Here is a 15,023-nt window from a genome sequence, read left to right as displayed (position 1 = left end):
CGGCCGGTGCTCTTCAAGTCGTCATGCCGGTCATTCTCGACCAGGTCGGGGTGTGCGTCCACCCGATTGCAACGGCGCGGTCGCCACCCTCAGTTGATCGACGTTCCGGTAGTGGATCGCGGTCAGCCCGGCCGCCTGTGCCGCGGCGACATGCCCCGGCGTGTCGTCGACGAACAGGCATCGCTGCGGTACCGCTCCCACCGCCTGCGCTGCGGCCTCGAAGACCCGCCGATCGGGTTTGGCCACGCCTATGCGGGCGGTGTTGACCACCGCGTCGAACGCGTCGGCCAGTCCCAGTGCGCCGAGATCGTCCTCCAGCCGCGTGGTTGCGTTGGACACCAGAACCACCGGCACCCGGCTGCGGATCGCGGTCAGCAGCTCCAGGACAGCCGTGTCGACACGGCCGCTCAGCGCCGTCCAGCCGCTGACGAGATCCAGGGCACCGGCCAGTGACCCGCATGCCTCGGCTAGGTCCTCCGCGACTCGCCGCCGCCACTGCTCGTCGCTGATCCGACCGGTGACGGCGGCGTCCAGCAGCCCGGGGCGGAACGCGGCCGACGCGAGAGTCCCCGGCGTCAGTCCGGCCTTCCGATCGAGCCCGGCCATCCCATCGGGATCCCACAGGCGCAGAACCCCGTCGAAGTCGCAGAGCACGGCGTCGTACGGTGCATCAGTCATGATCCAGATTCTGCCGGACGGCGGCGCGGCCCGGTGACGGTCGGCCGCCGTGCACGCTCAACTCGCCCTTCCAGGAGCGGGACCGACCGAAGCAGCACGCTGGCCGGCCAGGACGGCGAGGCCGTCGACACGGACACCGCCGGCGCCGTCGTCGGTGGTCTGGCCGACCTTGTCAGCCGTGCCCGACGCCCAGGGCCGGGCCGTGTACCGCTGGGTCGCGTAGGGCGGTTCAGGCCGTGTCGAGCTGCTGGTCCGCCCAGACGTAACTCTCCGGGAGCAGGTCGCCCACGGAGAACGCCCGGGGCAGGTCGGCCGTGCCGACGATGACCTCGATCGTGGGGAAGTAGTCGAGCAGCACCTGGCGGCACCGGCCGCACGGGGGAACGATGCCCCGGTCCCTGTCGCCGACGGCGACGATCGTGTCCAGTTCGTACGCGCCCTGGGAGGCAGCGGCGCCGATGAGGACCAGTTCGGCACAGGGGCCGCCGGTGAAGTGGTACGCGTTCACCGCGGTGATGATCCGGCCGTCCCGGGCGCGGGCCGCGGCGGCCACGGTGTGGTTGTCGCCGCGGCAGCGGGTGCGCGCGACATGGGTCGCGGCCGCGATGAGTTCGTGGTCGACGGGGTGGGGGAGTGCGGTGGTCATCGTCTCTGCCTTCGTGCGGTGTCACCCGACGTTGGCGGTCGTGGTGGGCGGTACGCAAGTGAATATCGGGCAGGGCGGTCACGTGGGTGCGGGCCACCGGTGTCAGTGAGAGCTCGGCGTGATGTGGGTGGTGGGGGTGTTCCAGCCCGAGATCCGGACCCGCAACTCCCCGCCGGCCGGGCCGGCCGTCCGGTGCTCGGCCGTCAGGACGGCACTCTCACCGGGCCAGAGGCTGATCTGGTTGTCGTTCCAGCGCACCGGAAGCAGGGGTGCGTCACGGCTGTCGACGAGATGCAGATCGGTCAGCAGCGTGGGCGTGTTCCCGCGGCCGGTGTTGCGGAGGGTGACCGTGGTGGTGGAGACCGAGCCGGGGTGGCGCGTCGTTCGGGCGGTCGCGGTCACGGTGGCGGCCGGGAGGGAGTTCAGCCCGGTGAGGTCGCCGTAGGTGGTCGTGGGGGTGTGGTACCAGTCGGTGGCCTCGTAGTCCAGGACATCCGGGAGGGTGGAGAGCCAGTAGACGTTGCGGCTCACCTCGTGGCCGGCGCCGTCGGTGAGGACGAGTCGGGCCAGATACGTGGAATCCGGTCCGTCCGCGGCGGCGACGACGGCGGGAACGGTGGCCGCGGTGGTCGACGCGCCGTTGCCGCCGACCCGCACCCCGCGCACGGTGCGGTCGTAGAGGGAGGCCCCGGCGGTGTCGAACAGGGTGACCCGGGCGGTGAGCCCGGACACGGCGGCTGCCCGACGGTTGACGACGGCCACCGTCCGGTCGTCGTACGAGTACTGGATGTGCAGGGGCTCGTTGGCCTTCTTCGCGCCGTAGTAGGCGCCACCCTGGTCGAGGTAACGGTCGACGAGCTGCCAGTGCAGTGAGGTCCAGCCGCTGTTGAACATCCAGTAGACCAGCCCGGTCGACGGGTCGGTGGAGTCCGTGGCGTTGCGGGCGTAGGCCTCGAACTGCGCGCGGACGTTCTCGTACTGGCCGAGCTGAGCCTTGGCCACGTAGTCCGACAGGCTGCGCGGCGCGCCGTAGCGGTGCGTGAGGGCGTCGTCGAACAGCTTCAGCGTGTTGAAGGTGCGGGAGGGGGAGCGGTGGTACTGCGGGGCGGAAGGCGACCGCCACAGCGTGTCGAGCTCGGCCGGCGAGAGCGTGCGGCGCAGGGTGTCGAGGGTGGGGATCGAGGGCCCGGCGCTCGTCTCGGAGTTGAAGCCCGTCGCGCCGCCCTCGCGCTTGTCGTACCAGTACGAGGGCGGGACCCAGTCGTAGGGCCCGGTCATCCGCATGCCCGACGGGCCGCTCAGCGCCGTCGTGACGGCGGAGGCGGCCGGAATCACCGGGGTGGGCCAGTCGGCGGCGCGCAAGGCGTCGAGGTAGTCCCGCTCGGTCCGCGCGTCGGGTGCGAAGTCGCTTCCGATGAGGAAGGACAGCACGCTGGGATGATCGCGCAGCCGGGCGGCCTCGGCGGCCATGGAGGCACGCGCGGTGACACGGTCGGCGGCGTTCCACTTCTCGCCCGTACCGGTGGGGTTGACCTGCCCCTCCCATTTGTCGCAACACTCCCAGCCGGGCAGCACCAGGATGCCGTGCCGGTCGGCGAGGTCGAAGAACTCGTCCGGCTCGATGTGCCCTTCGAGGCGGAACGCGTTCAGACCGGCGTCGAGCGCGGCCTTGATCCGATCCTCCGCGGCCGTGCTGTCCCAGCGCAGCAGTTCGTCGGCCGACCAACCGGCGCCCCGGATCAGGAGGGGGCGGCCGTTGATCGTGTACCGGCGGGCGCCGGCGGAATTGAGGGGTGCCTTCACGTCGCGGATGCCGAAGGGGTGGCCTACAAAGTCCGAGCGGCGGCCGGTCACCGTGGCCGTCACCTGGAGTCCGTACAGGTGCTGGGGTCCCATACCGGCGGGCCACCACAGGGCGGGCCGCTTCAGGCGCAGCTGAGGGTGGCGGTCCGGGGCGAAGACGAGCGTACGAATCTCCCGCGGGCGCAGGGTGACGTCCTCACGCAGCACGATCTTGGTGCCGCTGATGGCGGCGGTGACGGTCGCGGTGGTGGTCTCAGGGGAGTCGTTGCGGATCCGCGCCTTCACGGTCAGTTCGGCCGGGGCCGATACGGTGGCCGCATCCGAGGGCGGCTCCGAGGGCGGCTCCGAGGGCGGCTGCGTGGCCGGCCCCGCGGCCGTCGCCGGGGCCGGCACGCGCAGGTCGGTCACGACGTGCGCGTCGTGCAGCGAGACAGGTCCCCGGCGGTGCACCAGCACGTCACGGACGATGCCCATGTTGGCGTCGGGCGGCGGCTGCAGCCAGTCCAACCAGCCCAGTGTGAGGTGCTTGCGCGGATCGTTGGGCCGGATCCGGAAGGCGACCGTATTGGTGCCGGCCCGTACGAGGCGGGTGATGTCGATCTCGTGCCGCGTGTACACACCGGCCACCTCGGCCGCCGAGGCGACCTGCCGGCCGTTGACGTACACATCCGCCGCGGAGACCACCCCGCTGAAGTCAAGCGAGGTGCGCTCCGAGGTGCCGGGGAGTGTGAAGTCGCTGCGGTACCACCACGGATCGGCGAAGTCACGGCGCGGGATGCGCTGCTGGTCGGTGGAGTAGAACGGGTCCGGGTGCGTGCGGTCGGCGACCAGGGCGGCGAGCACGGTGGAGCGGGGCCCGGCCCGGTGCCAGCCGGACGTCGCATACCCGGGCGTGGACACGGCGGCCGCCGTGTCGGTCACCTCGGCCGCCGACCGGATCGCGTACCCCGTCAGCGCGGCGGTCCCGCCCGGCGCCACCGTCGTCGCGGTCGTCGCGATTGTTGCGGTCGTCGCGGCGGGCGCGGAACGCGGATCGGCCGGGAACCGGGGGGCCGCGGCCGAGGGCGGGGTGGCCGGGGTGAGCAACAGGCCCAGCAAGGCCAGGGCCACGGCGGCCACCCTGCGTCGCCGGGCGCGGGCGGGGCGGGGGAGTTGGGACACGATGGTCTCCGGGGGAAGCGGGTCCGACGTCCACGTGACGCGAAGATCAGGTAACGGACCGTAACCCACCTGACACGAAAGACGGACGGTCACGGCCGTACGGCGAGCCGCGCGAGCGGGCCCGACAGCAGGGCGCGGGCCACCCGCCGCGCGGATCGGGTCAATATCTGTGCCCGCGCGATGAGAATCGGACGAACCGCGCCATGAGCTTTTTCTCCGCAGCGATGTACGTGAAATGTTTCACCGTACAAGGGATGTCGATTCGTGCTACTGTCGATCTCAGTTGCAGTTGTGGTTCCCAAAATTTCAAGCCCTCCCAGCCGGTGTCAACGCCCCTAGGAGTGCTTTAACTTTCCGGTCAGTCATGATTGGTCGGGGTAATCATCGCGGCGACACGGAATCCTCACCTCGTGGATCCCGATGTACTGCCCCGAAGGAGATATGACATGGCTACTGGAACCGTGAAGTGGTTCAACGCGGAAAAGGGCTTCGGCTTCATCGAGCAGGACGGTGGCGGCGCCGACGTCTTCGCCCACTACTCGAACATCGCCGCCCAGGGCTTCCGCGAGCTGCTCGAGGGCCAGAAGGTCAGCTTCGACATCGCGCAGGGCCAGAAGGGTCCGACGGCCGAGAACATCGTTCCCGCCTGACGCTGACGCGCACTTCGTAGCTGGGGCCCGCATCCTTCGGGGTGCGGGCCCCAGCTGCACGCATTTTCGCCCCGTCCTGTCACTGCCCACCCCCGCCCTGATATCGGGTCCGGGTGCGGCGCCGAGGGATCCGCAGTCCTTCGTACGCGGATCGCATCACGGTCGATACGTCTGGTCGCGCACCCCGACGGACGGCGTCGTCTATTTTTCCAGTACCTGCACCCGCCAGGGATATCCGGCCGGGCAGGCCCGCTTCATATTTTTCATTCGGCCTGTTTCTTGCAATTCTCCGCTCCGTGCATGTCGGCGGGAATTCCTTGATATGCGCCGCATCGAGGAAGGTTCCGCATGAACCGCACACGCACGAACGACCGATTCGCCCGCACGCGTAACGGCACCGCCGGATCCGGCACGAGCGGCGGCCGCTTCGGCGGTTCGGCCCCCAGCCGTTCCGGGGCCCCCGGCCGTTCCGGGGCCCCCGGCCGCTCGGGCGGCCCGAGCCGCCCCGGCGGGTACGGTCGCCGGCCCGCCGCGGTGCAGGGCGAGTTCGCCCCGCCCAAGACGATCACTCCCGCGCTGCCCGCCGTCGAGGCCTTCGCCGACCTCGCCATGCCCGGGGAACTGCTCGCCGCGCTCACCGCGCAGGGCGTGACCGTACCGTTCCCGATCCAGGGCGCCACCCTGCCGAACACCCTGGCCGGTCGTGACGTGCTCGGCCGCGGCCGCACCGGCTCCGGCAAGACCCTGGCCTTCGGACTGGCGCTGCTCGCCCGTACGGCCGGCCGACGCGCCGAGCCCCGCCGGCCGCTCGCGCTGATCCTCGTACCGACCCGTGAGCTGGCCCAGCAGGTCACCGATGCCCTCTCCCCGTACGCCCGCTCGGTCGCGCTGCGGCTGGCCACGGTCGTCGGCGGGATGCCCATCGGGCGGCAGGCCGGCGCGCTGCGCGGCGGCGCCGAAGTCGTCGTCGCCACGCCGGGCAGGCTGAAGGACCTCATCGACCGCGGCGACTGCCGGCTCGACCAGGTGGCCGTCACGGTCCTGGACGAGGCCGACCAGATGGCCGACATGGGCTTCATGCCGCAGGTCACCGCGCTGCTCGACCAGGTGCGCCCCGAGGGCCAGCGGATGCTGTTCTCCGCCACCCTCGACCGCAACGTCGACCTGCTGGTGCGCCGATACCTGACCGACCCGGTCGTCCACTCCGTCGACCCGTCCGCGGGCGCCGTCACGACGATGGAGCACCACGTGCTGCACGTCCACGGTGGCGACAAGCACGCCGCCACCACCGAGATCGCGGCGCGCGACGGCCGCGTCATCATGTTCCTGGACACCAAGCACGCCGTGGACCAGCTCACCAGCCACCTGCTGAACAGCGGGGTGCGGGCCGCCGCCCTGCACGGCGGCAAGTCACAGCCGCAGCGCACGCGCACCCTGGCGCAGTTCAAGACCGGGCACGTCAGCGTGCTCGTCGCCACCAACGTCGCCGCCCGCGGCATCCACGTCGACAACCTCGACCTGGTCGTCAACGTGGATCCGCCCACCGACCACAAGGATTACCTGCACCGCGGCGGACGTACCGCCCGTGCCGGGGAATCCGGCAGCGTCGTCACCCTGGTCACCCCGAACCAGCGCCGTGGCATGGCGCGGCTGATGGCAGCCGCCGGGATCACTCCGCAGACCACCCAGGTCCGCTCCGGCGAAGAGGCCCTGAGCCGGATCACCGGTGCTCAGGCCCCCTCCGGCATCCCGGTCGTCATCACGGCCCCGGCGGCCGAGCGGCGCGGGCGCGGCGGTCCCGCCTCGCGCAACCGGCGACGCCCCGCGGCGGCGGCCGCCCTGCGCGGGCCGGCACGGCGGTCCGGCGGCGACGCCGTAGCGTCAACCCTTCTTCTCCCCTTGTGAGGCATCATGCGCGTCGTCATCGCCCGATTCCCCTTCGACCTGACCAAGGGCGGGGTGCTGGAGTCGATGAAGGGCGTCAAGCCCGAGCCCGTCGACGGTGAGTCCGTGATCATCGGACGCCGGCACTACCCGGTCAAGCAGGTCGGCCAGGTCGTCACCCGTCAGGACCGCCGGGACTTCAGCGCCGCGGAGGTCGTACGGGCCATGACCCTGCTCGGTTTCACATGCCGCGGCCTGCCACAGGCCGCCGCCGCGCCCGCGAGCACGCCCGGCCTCACCGCAGTGCAGCGGGCGTCGGCGATGCTCGGCGAGCCCGCGCGCGTCTCGGCCGCGGGCTGACCGCGCAGCACCCCCGCACCACCACCCGCACCATCACCCGCACCACCCTCGAGGGCCCGACCGGCACATCCGGTCGGGCCCTCGGTGCTGTATCGATGGAAAGAAGATCTCTTGCGGCCGAACACAAGAAAATCTATCGCCGCCACAGTAGACATCCGGTTCCGAAGTGCCTAGGGTTTCTTCCGTAGCCAAGATCCAAGGAAGGGAGGAAGCAGACACCATCAGGATCGCCCGAGCGAGGAGTACACCGCTCGGGTACCGCACGACCCCGAACGGCAGGTGGTCCCCGGTCAGGCATCCACGATCCCCGCACTCCCGCCCGTCTCCCGGGCGCGACCGCGGAAACAGAAGGTCGGCGCAGCGCTGAGGCCGACAGATGGTGTTGAATTCCCTTCAGGGCCTTGGTGCCGTACGGCACCAAGGCCCTTCGACGCGTTCTGAGAAGAGGTGCAGATGACAGCGGATGACTCGCTCGGCAGTCGGCTGGACGACGATGACTACCCCGCCTACACGATGGGCCGGGCCGCCGAACTCCTCGGCGCGACCCCCGGCTTCCTGCGCGCCATCGGCGAGGCCCGTCTGATCACACCCTTGCGCTCCCCGGGCGGACACCGCCGGTACTCGCGCTACCAGCTCCGCATCGCGGCCCGCGCCCGCGAACTCGTGGACCAGGGCACCCCGGTCGAGGCCGCCTGCCGCATCGTCATCCTCGAGGACCAGCTCGAAGAGGCCCAGCGCATCAACGCGGAGTTCCGCCGCGCCGCGACCGCCGCGACCGCCGCGACCGCCACACCCGACGACTCCCGCTGAGCGCCGACGGCTCCTGGCACCGCCCTGCCTCGCCCCCCGCCCGACCGGCCCTGCCTGACCCCTGCCACCGCCATCGGACGGCCCGGCCCGCCGGACGCCGAACTGCGCGCGAGCCGCGAGCGGGATATCAAGGAGCGTGAAGGCCGGAGCGAGGTCTGACAGGCGCCACCCCGCGGTGAGGAGAACGTCTCGTGGAGTTCGAGGTCAATGGCACCCGGCACGCGGTGGACGTGGACGACGACCCGGCCGCCGTCGAGGTGGTCCGGGACCGACTGGGTCTGACCGGCACCAAGCTCGTCTGCGCGGGAGGGGTGTGCGGCGCCTGCACGATCCAGGTCGACGGTGAACCCCGGGTGTCGTGCCTGACACCGGCGGTCGGGCTGGCCGGCCGGCTCGTGACGACCGTGGAAGGCCTCGCCGACCACCCGGTCGGGCGTGCCTTCGCCGGTGAGGACGCCCTCCAATGCGGCTACTGCACGCCCGGGTTCGTGGTCGAGGCTGCGGCGTTCTACGAGCGGTGGCGGGCCGCCCACGGCCGCACCCGGCCCGGACGGGAGTCGATCGCCGACGCACTCGCGGGCCACCTGTGCCGGTGCGGTGCCTACGAGGGCATCTTCACCGCGGTGGCCGCCGCCTGCGCGGGCGACTACGACACCGCCCCGACCGACGGCCAGGCGCCGGCGGTCCCGCGCACCGAAGCCCCGGAGAAGGCCGACGGATCGGCCCGGTACACCACCGACCTGCGCCCCGAGGGACTGCTGGTGGGGGTGATCATCCGCTCGCCCCACGCGCATGCGCACGTACGCTCCCTCGAAGCCGGGGACCTGCCCCTGGTACCGCTGCTGCCCCCGGACGGTGTGGTGCGCTACGTCGGACAGCCGGTCGCCGCGGTCGCGGCGCCGGACCGGGCCTCCGCACGAGCCGCGGCAGCGCGCGTCAGGGTGGACTACGAGGTGCTGCCGGCGGCGCTGGACGCGCGCCAGGCCCGAACCGGCGAGGGTCCGCCGGTCTACGAGGACAAGGCGGCACGCAAGCGGGCGCCCGGTTCCGGCGAGACCCCCCAACTGGTACCGGCCCGCTGGCGCGGCAACCTCCGGGGCCCGTCCGCCATGAGCAAGCGTCCCGCCACGGCCGTACGCCGGATCACCGAGGCGCGCGGCCGCGCCCCCGAACGGGTGGTGGAGGGCGTCTTCACCACCGCCGCGCAGACGCACACACCGCTCGAACCGCACGCCTGCCTCGCCCGATGGATCGACGGCACCCTCCATCTGGACGTGTCCACCCAGTCGGTGAAACACACGGCCGAGTTGGCCGCCGAACGCTTCGGCCTGCCCGTCGACCGGGTGGTGGCGCGGGCCGTTCACGTGGGCGGCGGCTTCGGCTGCAAGATGGGACTGACCTCCGACGTCGTCGCCGCCGTCGAGCTGTCCCGGCTGCACGGCGCCCCCGTACGGGTGGTGCTCGACCGGGACGAGGAACTCACCGACGGCGGATACCGGCCCGGCACCCGGATCCGGCTGGCGATGGTCGCGGACGAAGCCGGCGATCTGAGCGCGCTGGCCATGGACGTGGACAACGACGGGGGCGTCGCGATCGGGGGCACCGTGGCCGCGCTGGCCCGGTTCATGTACGGCAAGGCCCCCCGCCGGCTCCGCGACTTCGACACGGTCACCCACCGGCCTCCGGGCGCACCGTTCCGCGGCCCCGGCGGACCCACGATGTGCTGGGCCCTGGAACAGGCCGTCGACGAGATGGCCCACCGGCTCGGCCAGGACCCGATCGCCCTGCGCCGCCGCTGGGACGGCAACCCCAAGCGGCACGCCCTGTACGAACGGGCCGCCGCGCTCCCGGTCTGGTCGGGCCCCCGCGGCGGCACCGGCCGGTTCCGCCGCGGCGTCGGCGTCGCGGCGGCCAACTGGATGTACTTCCTCGACCCCGTCACCGAGGTCGAACTCACCGTCGAGGACGGGATCGTCGTCGCCCGCTGCGCCGTCCAGGACATGGGAACCGGCTCGCGCACCGTGCTGCGCCGAGCCGTCGCCGCGGGGCTCGGCCTGCCCGAGACGAGGGTGCGCGCCGACGTCGGCCGGAGCGACACGGTGCACGGGCCCACCTCCGGCGGCAGCCGCACCACACCCTCCCTCGTGCCCGCCGCCGCCGACGCCGCCGCCCGGCTGCGCGACGCGCTCGGCGGCGGTGACGTCGCCGCCCGACTGGACACCGCGAACGGCGTACGGGTGACCGGCCGGCGCCCCCGCGACCGCCGGGGCTTCGTGACCCCTTTCACCATGGCCGGTATCGCGATCGGCCGAGGATTCACCGGATCGGTCCAGGTCGCCGAGGTCGAGGTGGACACCCGCCTCGGCCGCGTGCGCCCGCTGAGCGTGTGGAGCGGCATCGCGGCGGGCCGCATCCACGAGGACCGCCTCGCCCGCGGCCAGTGCCAAGGAGCCGTCGTACAGGGCCTCGGCTACGCCCTCTACGAGGAGCGGCGCACCGACCCCGTCACCGGGCGGGTGCTGACCGAGAACCTGGAGGACTACCGCATCCCCGGCATCGGCGACACCCCCGAGATCACCATCCACTTCCACCAGGAGGGCTTCGACCACGTGCCCGGTGGCGGAGTCGGCCTCGGCGAGATCGCGACCCTGCCCACCGCGGCCTGCCTGGCCAACGCGGTGCACGACGCCACCGGCTGGCGCCCGTACGACATGCCCATCCGCCCCGACCGGCTCCTGGAAGGACTGGGTACGTGAGCACCGAGACCGCCCTCACCGACCTCTCGGCCGCCGTCCTGGCCCGCGGCGGGGAGCTGCGCGCCGGTGGCACCGACACCACCGCCCGGCAGCGCAGCGGCGTATCCGCCGGACCCTTCACCGACCTCGGCGGAGTCGATCACCTGCGCGGCTGCGGCCCCCTGCCCAACGGCGGGCTGCGGATCGGTGCCCTGACGACCCTCACCGAGCTGGCCACCGATCCGCGGGTACGGGCGGGCTGGCCGGCCCTGGCCCTGGCGGCCGGGACCGCGGCCACCCCGCAGATCCGGGCCGCCGGCACCGTGGGCGGCAACCTGCTCCAACGCAACCGCTGTTGGTACTACCGCAATCCACACGTCAGCTGCCTCCAGAAGGGCGGCACCGGCTGCCCCGCACGCCAGGGCGACCACCTCTTCGGCGTGGTCGCCGGAGACGGCCCGTGCGTGGCCCCGCACCCCTCCACCCTCGCGACGGCCCTGCTCACCTACGACGCCGAGGTCCATGTCCACGGCGACTCCCCGCGCGCCGTCGCCGACCTCTACGGGGACGGCGACCGCCTCTTCCACGCCGACCACCTGCTGCCGCCGGACCGCATCCTCACCGCGGTCCACCTGCCCGCACCCCTGGCCGGCGAACGTGCCGCCCACCACCGCGCCATCAGCCGGGCCCACGCCGAATGGCCCTTGGTCGAGGCCACCGCCCGGCTGGTGCTCGACGGCTCCACCGTCACGCACGCCGCCGTCGCGGCGGGCGGGGTGGCCCGCGTACCGCTGCGGCTCACGGAAGTGGAGGCCGCCCTGATCGGCCGCGAGGCAACCCCCGACGTCCTCGCCGCAGCCGCGGAGACGGTCCTCGCCCGCTGCCGGCCACTGCCGCAGACCGGCTACAAGGCGAAGCTGTTCCGCAACACCGTCCTGGAAGTCCTGGAACAGGCCGCCGGAACGGCCACCACCGGTTAGACCGCGACCGGCCCCGTCCGCTCAGCCGGTGTGCAGGATGCGGAAGCGATCGGGTCGCGCCGGGTCCCGATCGACGACCTGGGTGGGGGCCCAGGCCCACTGCGGAACGCCGATGCCCGGCACACGGGAGAACCGGATCCGGCCGCGGGTGCCCTCGACCGCGACCCGCGGCCAGGGATCCGCCGCGCGCGCCTCGTCCGCGCCACGCGAACGCAGCACATCGGCCAGGACGACCACCGTGTCGTACCCCTCGAAGGCCACGAAGGACGGCGCGACGCCCAGCCGCTCGCGCAGGGCCGTCTCGACCCGTGCACCGAGCGGGCCGAGACGTTCCGGCAGGTAGCGCAGGAACGGGACGCCGGCACCGTCCTCGCCCAGCAGCGTCGCCCATTCCGGGAACTCCGGTTGCCCGGCCGGAGCACCGATCATGATCTCGGCGAGTCGTCGGTCGCGGCGGACGGCCCGCACGAGCGGTACCGCCGGCTCCGGGGTGCCGACCAGAAGAAGGAGAGCAGTCGCGCGCCGATCGACGAGTTCGTCGCACACCGAGCCGGGGGAGAAGATGTTCATGTCGAGCTCGACGACCGAACCGCCGCGCGGAGCCAGGTACTCCCTCAGGACACGGGTCCCGGAGGCCCAGTAGACGCTCGACTGCGTCGCCACGGCGATACGGCGGTGGCCCGCGCCGAGGAGGAAGTCCGCGTAGATCCGCCAGCCGTGGGACTGCGCCGGGGCGAGGCGCGCGACCCACCGCGTCGGCTGTTCGGTGAGCGCGTCGAGAACCGCCGACGAGCAGAGGAACGGCAGACCGAGGGCGTCGGCCCGGGCCGCGGCGGCGCGCGCGACGACGCTGTGGTACTCACCCGCCAGAGCGGCCACCCCGAGACGGGCCAACTCGTCCACGGCCGCCGCGGCCCTGTGCGGATCGGCCGCGGTGTCCCGGACCAGCAGTTCGAGCGGCCTGCCCGCGATCCCGCCGGCGTCGTTGACCTCGTGAACGGCCCGTTCGAGTCCGGCGAGCAGATGCCGGCCCGCCTCGACCCAGCCAGGCCTGCTCAGCGGAACGAGGGCGCCGATCCGGACGGACGATCCGTCAGACCGCCCGGTCGCAGGCGGTGATGGTGGCGTACTACGCATACGTCTGCGTCTCCCGAGGGGCGGTTCGATCGCGACGCGCCCGGACCGCGGCGCGAACGTCGGTGGCGCCGAGAGTAGCCGAGCCGAGAACGGCCGGCGCGGGCGCCCTTGCCCCGTACGGGCCGATACGCGCCGGGCAGCCCACGGGCCGTCCGCCCGGGCGGGCCATCGGGGCGGGCCATCCGGGCGGGGCCCGGACCGCCTCCGGCATGGCGCCCGGGGCCGCGGCGGCCCGCGGCGCATGCTGGGTCTCCCCGCCCTGCAGGAGAGGCCTGTGAGTGATCCCGGACCGCGAGTGACCGTCACGAAGCCGCCGTCCGCCACGGCGGCCGACGGCATTCCCGCTCCCGGGGTCATCGGCATCGGACTCGCCGCGGTGCTGACGTTCGCGCTGGCCCAGGGCTCGTGGCAATGGTTCGCCACGTTCATCGGGGTGACGCTGCTCGCGGTACTGCTCGCCTTCCAGCGACGGGCGGAGTGGTCCCCGAACATCCGCTCGCCGTACCTGCGCGGACTGGTCGCGTACGCGCTGGTCGTCGGACTGTGCGTGGCGATCGCCCTCGCCCCGCTGTTGCAGCGCCGGGCCTGGCTGTTCCCGATGCCGGGCACGCGCGCCGACTGCGTACTGGCGGGCAGGTACCAGGCCCTCCAGGTGGAGGCCGCCCTCGGGGACCTGACCGCCGGTGACGGCGCCGCCGTGGCGTTCTGGCAACAGGACCAGGCACGCAAGGCGGTCGCCGAGTGCCTGGCGGCCACGACGACCCTGTGGCTGCCCGTGTACGGAGTCGGGGTGGCGGTGCTGGTCGGCGTCTGCGCGTGGTTCCGCGACCGGGCCCGCGCCCGCTCGGTCCCCGGACGGGAGCCGAGCGACGCGTACGGCCCACGAAGAGAGGGATGAGGGATCACTCGTGTGCACACGGATCCTGTGGAACACCAACGACCACGCCGTTCTCGCCGGCCGGACGATGGACTGGCCGGAATCGACCGAGCCGGTCCTGACGGTGTTCCCCCGGGGGATCGAGCGCGACGGCGGCACACTGGCGGGCACCGTCGTCGACGACAACCCCCTGCTGTGGACGAGCCGCTTGGGCAGCATCGTGACCACCGTCTACGGTGCCGGCACGGCCGACGGCCTCAACGAAGCCGGCCTCGCCGCCCACATGCTCTACCTGGACAGCACCGATCTCGGCCCCCGCGACCCCGGCAGGCCGGGCCTCCAGATCGCCCTGTGGATCCAGTACCTGCTGGACCGCGCCCACACCGTCCAGGAAGCCCTGGACCTGCTCGACACCTGCCGGCTGGTGCCGGTGGAGCTCCGGGGCTTCCGGGCCTCCGTGCACGTTGCCCTGGAGGACGCGTCGGGCGACTCCGCGATCGTCGAGTACATCGAGGGCCAACGGCAGGTGCACCACGACCGCAGCTACACGATCATGACGAACGAACCCTCCTACGAGGAACAACTGCGCCTCCTGCGGGAGAAGGTGCGTGCCGTGCAGGGGCTCGGCCATGACCGGCCGAGCAGCGAGGTACCCCTGCCCGGAAACGTGAACGCCGTCGACCGCTTCCAACGCGCCGCCTACTTCAGCTCACTGCTGCCCGAGCCGGCGGACGACCGGCAGGCGGTCGCCGGCATCCTGGCCGTCACCCGCAACGCCTCGGTGCCCTTCGGCGCGCCGTACCGCGAAGGGAGGTTCCACACCTACAACACCGAATACCGCACGGTCTGCGACCTCACCGGCAAGCGCTACTTCTTCGAACTCTCCACCAGCCCGAACCTCCTGTGGGCCGAGATCGACCCGCTTCGACCTGTCGCCCGGCGCTCCGGTCATGGTGCTGGACCCCGACCGGATCGACCTCGTCGGGGACATCTCGGACCGGTTCACCCGCGCGCCCGCGCCGTTCTGACCGGTCGGCTCGCGGACCGGGGGGTGTCAGCCGAGCCATTGACAGAGGATGAAATGAACGCAGGCCGAATCCGAGAGCGCTCTCAGTCGCGGTGGATCATCGTGTGGCCGTCACCTTCCGCACCCGCCCGGTCACTCGTCCCGCACCCGCTCCGGTCGCCCAGGGCGGAGCGGCGAAGGCGGCGTAATCTGACTTAACCGCCACAGAATGCGCGTGCGAGTGGCACGGTGCGCGGTCCGTGCACCTCGCCGCGCCCACGATCGAGGGAGGCGGC

General features: G+C 72.4%; 12 protein-coding genes. 8 read left to right on the top strand and 4 right to left on the bottom strand.

The features are described from left to right. Nucleotides 1-30: 30 nt before the first annotated feature. The 3 genes from ACGFYY_RS27770 to ACGFYY_RS27760 form a co-directional block, all read right to left on the bottom strand. Entirely contained in the window at nucleotides 31-678 is a 648-nt protein-coding gene (locus ACGFYY_RS27770) for an HAD-IA family hydrolase (RefSeq protein WP_393713413.1), read from the bottom strand. Nucleotides 679-907: 229 nt separating this feature from the next. Then, the gene (locus ACGFYY_RS27765) at nucleotides 908-1,324 is read right to left on the bottom strand and encodes a cytidine deaminase family protein (protein ID WP_393713411.1); all 417 of its coding nucleotides are present in this window, start codon (nucleotides 1,322-1,324) and stop codon (nucleotides 908-910) included. Nucleotides 1,325-1,426: 102 nt separating this feature from the next. Beyond that, nucleotides 1,427-4,288, bottom strand: a complete 2,862-nt coding sequence (locus ACGFYY_RS27760; protein WP_393713409.1) for a sugar-binding domain-containing protein — start codon at nucleotides 4,286-4,288, stop codon at nucleotides 1,427-1,429. A 446-nt stretch (nucleotides 4,289-4,734) separates the two neighbouring features. On the opposite strand from ACGFYY_RS27760, the gene ACGFYY_RS27755 reads away from it, so the two are divergent. The 6 genes from ACGFYY_RS27755 to ACGFYY_RS27730 all read left to right on the top strand — a co-directional run bounded on the left by ACGFYY_RS27755 (nucleotide 4,735) and on the right by ACGFYY_RS27730 (nucleotide 11,707). After that, on the top strand, nucleotides 4,735-4,938 hold the full coding sequence (locus ACGFYY_RS27755; RefSeq protein WP_004986771.1) for a cold-shock protein: 204 nt from the start codon (nucleotides 4,735-4,737) through the stop codon (nucleotides 4,936-4,938). 348 nt (nucleotides 4,939-5,286) lie between these two features. Then, a complete protein-coding gene (locus ACGFYY_RS27750; RefSeq protein WP_393713406.1) occupies nucleotides 5,287-6,843 on the top strand; it encodes a DEAD/DEAH box helicase in 1,557 nt (518 codons plus the stop codon). A 6-nt stretch (nucleotides 6,844-6,849) separates the two neighbouring features. Continuing rightward, complete coding sequence (locus ACGFYY_RS27745; protein WP_393713404.1) at nucleotides 6,850-7,182, top strand: SCO5918 family protein; 333 nt, start codon at nucleotides 6,850-6,852, stop codon at nucleotides 7,180-7,182. A gap of 453 nt (nucleotides 7,183-7,635) precedes the next feature. Continuing rightward, nucleotides 7,636-7,992, top strand: coding sequence for a MerR family transcriptional regulator (locus ACGFYY_RS27740; protein ID WP_393713402.1), 357 nt, complete (start codon nucleotides 7,636-7,638; stop codon nucleotides 7,990-7,992). A gap of 191 nt (nucleotides 7,993-8,183) precedes the next feature. Further along, nucleotides 8,184-10,748, top strand: coding sequence for a molybdopterin-dependent oxidoreductase (locus ACGFYY_RS27735; RefSeq protein WP_393713400.1), 2,565 nt, complete (start codon nucleotides 8,184-8,186; stop codon nucleotides 10,746-10,748). Next, nucleotides 10,745-11,707, top strand: a complete 963-nt coding sequence (locus ACGFYY_RS27730; RefSeq protein ID WP_393713398.1) for an FAD binding domain-containing protein — start codon at nucleotides 10,745-10,747, stop codon at nucleotides 11,705-11,707. Before ACGFYY_RS27735 ends, ACGFYY_RS27730 begins: the two co-directional genes overlap by 4 nt. A gap of 21 nt (nucleotides 11,708-11,728) precedes the next feature. Here ACGFYY_RS27730 and ACGFYY_RS27725 read toward each other — a convergent pair whose 3' ends face one another. Beyond that, entirely contained in the window at nucleotides 11,729-12,844 is a 1,116-nt protein-coding gene (locus ACGFYY_RS27725; RefSeq protein WP_393713396.1) for an ABC transporter substrate-binding protein, read from the bottom strand. A 274-nt stretch (nucleotides 12,845-13,118) separates the two neighbouring features. Between ACGFYY_RS27725 and ACGFYY_RS27720 the strand changes: the two genes are divergently transcribed. Both ACGFYY_RS27720 and ACGFYY_RS27715 read left to right on the top strand, forming a co-directional pair. After that, nucleotides 13,119-13,742 (top strand): hypothetical protein, encoded by a 624-nt coding sequence (locus ACGFYY_RS27720; RefSeq protein WP_393713394.1) that lies wholly within the window; start codon nucleotides 13,119-13,121, stop codon nucleotides 13,740-13,742. A 10-nt stretch (nucleotides 13,743-13,752) separates the two neighbouring features. Continuing rightward, nucleotides 13,753-14,946, top strand: a complete 1,194-nt coding sequence (locus tag ACGFYY_RS27715; RefSeq protein ID WP_393713392.1) for a linear amide C-N hydrolase — start codon at nucleotides 13,753-13,755, stop codon at nucleotides 14,944-14,946. Nucleotides 14,947-15,023: the final 77 nt, after the last annotated feature.

This window comes from Streptomyces sp. NPDC048331, assembly GCF_043201215.1.
Taxonomy (GTDB): Bacteria; Actinomycetota; Actinomycetes; order Streptomycetales; family Streptomycetaceae; genus Streptomyces.
This window is presented reverse-complemented; position numbering and strand designations above follow the sequence as displayed.

Excerpts from the sequence above, each read along its gene's own strand:
- ACGFYY_RS27740 (WP_393713402.1), top strand. The coding sequence starts at position 7,636 with ATGACAGCGGATGACTCGCTCGGCAGTCGGCTGGACGACGATGACTAC.
- ACGFYY_RS27755 (WP_004986771.1), top strand. The coding sequence starts at position 4,735 with ATGGCTACTGGAACCGTGAAGTGGTTCAACGCGGAAAAGGGCTTCGGC.
- ACGFYY_RS27765 (WP_393713411.1), bottom strand. The coding sequence starts at position 1,324 with ATGACCACCGCACTCCCCCACCCCGTCGACCACGAACTCATCGCGGCC.
- ACGFYY_RS27770 (WP_393713413.1), bottom strand. The coding sequence starts at position 678 with ATGACTGATGCACCGTACGACGCCGTGCTCTGCGACTTCGACGGGGTT.
- ACGFYY_RS27750 (WP_393713406.1), top strand. The coding sequence starts at position 5,287 with ATGAACCGCACACGCACGAACGACCGATTCGCCCGCACGCGTAACGGC.
- ACGFYY_RS27725 (WP_393713396.1), bottom strand. The coding sequence starts at position 12,844 with ATGCGTAGTACGCCACCATCACCGCCTGCGACCGGGCGGTCTGACGGA.
- ACGFYY_RS27745 (WP_393713404.1), top strand. The coding sequence starts at position 6,850 with ATGCGCGTCGTCATCGCCCGATTCCCCTTCGACCTGACCAAGGGCGGG.